This window comes from Cellulophaga geojensis KL-A, from assembly GCF_000568425.1.
GTDB classification, from domain to species: Bacteria; Bacteroidota; Bacteroidia; order Flavobacteriales; family Flavobacteriaceae; genus Cellulophaga; species Cellulophaga lytica.
This window is the reverse complement of record NZ_ARZX01000026.1, coordinates 42960-50433: the sequence shown is the minus strand read 5'-3', so window position 1 is coordinate 50433 and position 7474 is coordinate 42960. Positions and strand designations below refer to the sequence as shown.

Here is a 7474-nt window from a genome sequence, read left to right as displayed (position 1 = left end):
CCATAAACGGTACCAATCAAACTTTAACTGCCACAGATATTAGTACTGGTACTGTTACTACTAGTTTTGTTAGTCCGGGTGAAGGTAATACCATTACTGTTACAGCATCAATAACTGATGCCTCAGGAAACACAAGCACAAACGGAAGCGATTCTGCTGTAATTGACACTGCTGCTACTTCTGCTCCTGTAGTTGTAATTACTGAAGATATTAATAACGACGCTATTATAAACAGTACAGAATTGGTGGGTGATATTGATGTTACCATTACTTTACCTGCTGAAGCTGTAGAAAATGATATTTTAACTATAAACGGTACCAATCAAACTTTAACTGCGGGCGACATTACTGCTGGTACTGTAACTACAAGTTTTGTTAGTCCGGGTGAAGGTAATACCATTACTGTTACAGCATCAATAACTGATGCCTCAGGAAACACAAGCACAAACGGAAGCGATTCTGCTGTAATTGACACTGCTGCTACTTCTGCTCCTGTAGTTGTAATTAGTGAAGATATTAATAACGACGCTATTATAAACAGTACAGAATTGGTAGGTGATATTGATGTTACCATTACTTTACCTGCTGAAGCTGTAGAAAATGATATTTTAACTATAAACGGTACCAATCAGACTTTAACTGCTGCCGACATTACTGCTGGTACTGTAACTACAAGTTTTGTTAGTCCGGGTGATGGTAATACCATTACTGTCACAGCATCAGTCACTGATGCTGCAGGAAATACAAGTACAAACGGAAGCGATTCTGCAACGATAGATACTACACTACCAATACCTACACTAGCAATAAATGACGTTACTGCAGATAATGTAGTTAATACCACTGAGGCAGCATCAACCGTAACTATTACAGGTTCTGTTGGTGATGATTTTAATACAGGTGATACGGTTACTCTGGTAATTAATGGTGTTACAAGCACTGGAACTACAAATGCTACTGGTAACTTTAGTATTTCTGTTAACGGTAGTGATCTTGCTACTGATACAGATACTACCATAAATGGTAGTGTCAGTACAACAGATACTGCAGGTAATATAGGAACAGCTACAGCAATTAAAACTTATAATGTAGATGTTACTGCGCCTACGCCTACGCTAACAATTAATGATGTTACTGCAGATAATACCGTAAACTCAGCAGAGGCTGCGGGTAGCATAACTATTACAGGTACCGTTACAGGAGAATTTAATACTGGAGACAATGTAACTCTTCTTATCAATGGTATTTCTAATACAGGAATTGTAGATGCCTCTGGTAACTTTAGCATACCTGTTAGTGGTAGCAACTTAGTAGATGATGCAGATACAACAATAGATGCATCAATTACAACCACAGACAATTCTGGAAACACAAACACAGTAAATACAACTAAAACTTATAGTGTAGATGTTACTGCTCCTACACCTACACTAACAATAAATGATGTTACTGCAGATAATATTATAAACACAGCAGAATCAACATCAACCATAACTCTTACGGGTACTGTTACAGGAGAATTTAATACTGGAGACAATGTAACCCTTGTTATTAATGGTGTTTCAAGCACTGGAAGTGTAGATGCTTCTGGCAACTATAGTATTCCTGTTAATGGTAGTGATCTTGCTGTAGATTCAGATACAACTATAAATGCTTCAATTATAACTACAGATAATTCTGGTAATACAAATACCATAAATGCAACTAAAACATATAATGTAGATGTTACTGCTCCTACACCTACACTAACAATAAATGATGTTACTGCAGATAATACTATAAATGCTACAGAAGCAGCATCAAACATAACCATTACAGGTACTGTTAGTGGCGAATTTAATACTGGAGACAATGTAACCCTTGTTATTAATGGTGTTTCAAGCACTGGAACTGTAGATGCCTCTGGTAATTTTAGTATTTCTGTTAACGGTAGTAATCTTGCTGCAGATACAGACACAACAATAGATGCTTCAATTACAACTACAGATAGCTCTGGAAATGGCAATACCGTAAATGCAACTAAAACATATAATGTAGACGTTACAGCTCCTATACCTACACTAACAATAAATGATGTTACTGCAGACAATGTAGTAAATGCCAATGAGGCAGCATCAACTATAACTATTACAGGTACTGTTGGTGGCGATTTTAATACTGGAGATCTTGTGACTATTACTATAAATGGAAATTCATATTTTAATGGTGTAGATGCTTCTGGTAATTTTAGCATTCCTGTTAGTGGTAGTGATCTTGCTGCAGATGCAGATTTCACTATAAATGGCGTGGTAAATACCTTAGACGTGGCTGGTAATGTTGGTACTGCTACAAACAGTAAAATTTATAATGTAAATACTACTTTGCCTATGCCTGTTATTACAATTAACAATATTACGGCAGACAATACTATTAATACTACTGAAGCTACAACCACAATAACAGTAATTGGTAATATTAGTGGCGACTTTTTAACTGGTGATGTGGTTACTTTAGTAGTAAACGGCATATCATACACCAATGCAATAGATGCTTTAGGCAACTTTAGTATGCCTATTCCGGGGACAGAGCTTACTGCAGATGCAGACCTAACTGTAAATGGTAGTGTTAGTACAACAAACACAGCAGGAAACACAGGTACTGGAACAACAAATAAAACATATAATGTAGATGTTACTGCTCCTACACCTACGCTAACAATTAATGATGTTACTGCAGATAATATTATAAATACCGCAGAATCAACATCAAACATAACTATTACAGGTACTGCTACAGGAGAATTTAATAACGGAGATACAGTTACACTATTAATAAACGGTGTCTCTACAACAGGTACTGTTAATGCTTCTGGTATTTTTAGCATTACCGTTAGTGGTGGAGATCTTCTTGCAGATGCAGATGTAACAATAAACGCTAGCTTGGTTACCACAGATAGTGTTGGTAATAGTAATACAATTAATGCAACAAAAATATATGCTTTAGATATTACAGCTCCTACACCTACAATTATTATTGATGATGTAACTACTGATAATACCATTAATGCTATTGAAGCTTCTCAAAATATAACAATTACAGGTTCTGCTACAGGAGAATTTAATACCGGAGATACGGTTACATTATTAATAAACGGTGTTTCTACAACAGGTACTGTTAGTAATACCGGAACGTTTAGTATAATAGTGTCTGGAAATAATTTAGCTTTAGATGCAGATACTACTATAGATGCTAATTTAACTACTACAGACTCTGCAGGCAATAACAATACAGTTGCTGCTATTAAACTATACAATGTACAAACTGCAACTATTGCTACACCTGTTATTAGTAGCATTAGTATTGATACAAATATTCCTGATGATGCAATTACATCTGACAATACACTATCCATTTTTGGAACATCTGAACCAAATAGAATTATAGATATTTATATTGATGGTGTAATAATAGGTACTACAACTGCTAATGCTACAGGTAATTGGACTTTAGACCACAGTGCAACTATTTTACCAGATGGAAACTATGATATTACTGCAGTAGCAAGTGATGCTTTTGGCAACATTAGTTTTTCTTCTGCAGCATACCCTATTGTTATAGATACCGTAGCTCCTATTGTAAACGATGAAATAACAGATAACCTTACTCCTGTTATTACTGGTACTGGTAGTGCAAATGAAACTTTAACTATTGCTATTGATGTTGATGCTGACGGTACACCAGAAGTTACTTATACAGTTACAACAGATGCTGCAGGTAACTTTAGTTTAGATACAAACACGGCTACTCCAATTAGTGGTACTTTACCTAGTTTAGGTTTTCCTAGTACATTAGATATTACTGTTTCTGATGCAGCAGGTAATACAAATACAGCTGTTATTTTTATTACAGATGATTTTGATAATGATGGGTTAATTAATGAAGATGAAGCTGCACTTGGCACAGACCCTAATGACGCAGATACAGATGATGATGGTGTTACAGACGGACAAGAGATTGCAGATAACACCAATCCTTTGGATGACTGTGATTCTCTTAACGGAACACCTTTAGATACGTCTGACTGTGATGCTGACGGCTTAACTAATGCAGAAGAAAATGCAATTGGCACAGATCCTGAAGATCCTGATACAGATAAAGACGGAATTTTAGATGGGCAAGAAGTTACAGATAACACAGACCCATTAGATGCTTGTGACTCGGTTGGTGGTACACCTCCTTTAGGTGTTGCTTGTGATATAGAAATACAAAATGAAAATATTACACCTGGTACTACAGACGGCACGTTTGTTATAGTAAACATAGAAGCTTTTCCTGATAATACTGTAGAAATATTTAACAGATGGGGTGTAAAAGTATATAGCACAAAATCTTATGACAATGCCTCAAGAGCATTTACGGGTATTTCTAATGGTAGAGCAGTAGTTAAATCTAGTAGTACATTACCTGCTGGTGTGTATTATTACATCATTAACTATGTGAAAAAAGGAGACCCTAAAACTAAAAATGGCTACTTATACCTAAATTAATTGTAAAAAATGATATCAATATATAAACATAAAAAACACGTATGCAGCCTAATTGGTGTACTGTTACTTACTATAGGCGCAATTGCACAGCAAGATGCGCAATATACGCAGTATATGTACAATACAATTTCTATAAACCCAGCTTATGCTGGTTCTAGAGGTGCATTAAGTATTGCTGCATTACACCGTTCACAATGGGTTGGTTTAGATGGTGCTCCTGTTACACAAACATTTAACATTCACGCTCCTGTTTCTGCTAAATCTGGTTTAGGAATTTCTGTTATTAATGATGAAATTGGTAATGGTACTAACCAAGACACCTATATAGATGCCTTATATTCCTATACAATAAAAGCATCAGAAAAAGGGAAAGTTTCATTTGGATTAAAAGCTGGTGGTCATTTTTTAAATATAGATCACAATAAATTAAGAGCTAATAACCCTACAGTTGCCACACCAGATAATGGCGTAGACAAACAATTTTCTCCAAATTTTGGCGCTGGTATTTATTACCACGAAGATAAATTTTATGCGGGTTTATCTATTCCTAATTTTTTAGAAACAAAACATTTTGATGAGTCGTCTACAAGCACATCATACATTGCAGAAGAACAAGTAAACTGGTATTTAATTACAGGTTATGTTTTTAATTTAAATAGCGATTTAAAAATGAAACCCGCTACCCTATTAAAAACAACTTATGGCGCTCCGCTACAAGTAGATGTTTCTACTACGTTTTTATACAAAGACAAATTTTCTATGGGTGTTGCTTACAGATGGGATGCCGCTTTAAGTGCTCTTATTGGCATACAAGCCACACAAAGATTAATGGTAGGTTTAGCCTATGACAAAGAAACTACTGCCCTTGGAGGCACTACTTTTAACGATGGCTCTTTTGAGGTTTTTCTTAGATACGATTTTAAATCTAAATTTAGAAACGCACTAACTCCAAGATTCTTTTAATATGAAAATACATAAAATTATAATTGGTAGTTTTTTATTAGCTATAACCCATTTTACTGCAATTGCACAAACAAAACAGTTAACAGAGGCAGACCGCCTTTTTAATACCAAAGCATATGCACTTGCAATAGATGCTTATACTAAAGCAATAGAAAAAGGGGAAACATCTATAGATATTTATAAAAAATTAGGTGATGCTTATTACCTAAATGCAAACTATAAAGAAGCTGCTAATTGCTATGCTAAACTAATAACACCAGACCTTAAAAATTCTGATTCTGAATATTTGTTTAAATACGCACAAACACTTAGGTCTACTGGTAATTACACAGAAGCAGATAAAATAATGCTTCAATTTAACGCTATTAAAAATAAAGATTTAAGAGCCTCTAAATTTATTGAAAAGCAAAACTATTTAGAACGCATCAAAAACATAGCACAAAAATATATTCTAACCAATTTAGAGTCTAACTCTGTAGAGTCAGATTTTGCTCCATCTTTCTATAAAGATACCTTAGTTTTTTCTAGTGCTAGAGACACTGGTTTTTTAATAAATAATGTACACGAGTGGAACAATAGGCCATTTTTAAATTTACATACTGCAAAAAAAGACAGTTCTAATTTTATGTACCTTGGTAGTTTTGCTAAAGAATTAAATACTAAAACACACGAGTCTTCTACTGCATTTACTAAAGATGGCAAAACTGTATATTTTACAAGAAATAACTCAGAAAATGGTAAATTTTCTCCAGATAAAAACGGATTAAGTAGACTTAAAATTTATAAGGCTACATTAGAAAACGGAAAATGGGCAAATGTTACTGAGCTGCCTTTTAATAGTGATGAGTATTCTGTGGCCAACCCAACGTTAAATTATGAAGAAGACAAGCTTTATTTTGCTTCAGATATGCCTGGTACGCTTGGCGCTTCAGATATTTTTGTTGTAGCTATTAATAGTGACGGAAGCTTTGGAACTCCGCAAAATTTAGGCGCTAACATTAATACCGAAGGCAGAGAAACGTTCCCTTACATATCTGAATCTGAAACCTTATATTTTGCTTCAGACGGACACCCTGGCTTGGGTGGTTTAGACATTTTTTACATCAACCTACAACAAGAAAATGCTGAGGTTGCTAATATGGGAAAAGGTATAAATAGCAAACAAGATGATTTTTCTTTAATTGTAAACGAATCTAAAAACGAAGGATATTTTGCTTCTAACAGACCAAAAGGTAAAGGTAGTGATGACATTTATACCTTTATTGGTGATCCTCCGCTACAATCTTTAAATGCAAAAATTAATGGTATAGTAATAGATAAAACAACCAAACAACTTGTTGCAAATGCTACTGTAACTATTTATGATTATGAAAATAATAATTTAATAGAAACCGTAAGTGATGAAAATGGTGCCTTTACAACAGCTCTTAACTTACCTGAAAAAAAATACCGATTTATAGCTAAAAGTAATGGTTATACAGATGCTGTAAAATATATGTACTCTCCTAAAAATGAAAACAAAATTGAAGAAGTAGTTTTGGAGTTAAGCAACTCTAAAGAAGCAACTTCTGTAGGCTCTGACTTGTCTAACTATTTAAAATTAAAATCTATTTATTTTGATACAAATAGTTCGTATTTAAGAGTAGAGTCTTACCCAGATTTAGACAAAGTTGCTAATTATATGTTAGAAAACCCAACAGTAGTTATAGAGGTTGGTGCACATACAGATAGTACAGAAAGTGATACCTACAATTTATGGCTATCTAACAGAAGAGCAAAATCTACCGTAAAATATCTTGTATCTAAAGGTGTAGATGCTAGTAGAATAACAGGTATTGGTTTTGGTGAGTCTCAACTACTTAATAAATGTAAAAACGGTGTAAAATGTTCCAATGAAGAACACGCAGTTAACAGGAGATCAGAATTTATAATTATAAACAAATAAATATAAAAAAAGGCCAGAAATACTACTATTTCTGGCCAAA

3 protein-coding genes are annotated in these 7474 nt (G+C 34.3%); all 3 read left to right on the top strand.

Annotated features, from left to right (window positions below):
• On the top strand, positions 1 to 4526 hold a 4526-nt coding region (locus tag KLA_RS17700), incomplete at its 5' end, for an Ig-like domain-containing protein (RefSeq protein ID WP_152536857.1).
• Positions 4527 to 4535: 9 nt separating this feature from the next.
• Positions 4536 to 5489, top strand: coding sequence for a type IX secretion system membrane protein PorP/SprF (locus tag KLA_RS15480; protein WP_034646840.1), 954 nt, complete (start codon positions 4536 to 4538; stop codon positions 5487 to 5489).
• Between the two features lies 1 nt (position 5490).
• A complete protein-coding gene (locus KLA_RS15475) occupies positions 5491 to 7434 on the top strand; it encodes an OmpA family protein (RefSeq protein WP_013621994.1) in 1944 nt (647 codons plus the stop codon).
• Positions 7435 to 7474: the final 40 nt, after the last annotated feature.

Bases quoted from the DNA above. Each gene is read 5' to 3' on its own strand.
- KLA_RS15475 (WP_013621994.1), top strand. From the start codon at position 5,491: ATGAAAATACATAAAATTATAATTGGTAGTTTTTTATTAGCTATAACC.
- KLA_RS15480 (WP_034646840.1), top strand. From the start codon at position 4,536: ATGATATCAATATATAAACATAAAAAACACGTATGCAGCCTAATTGGT.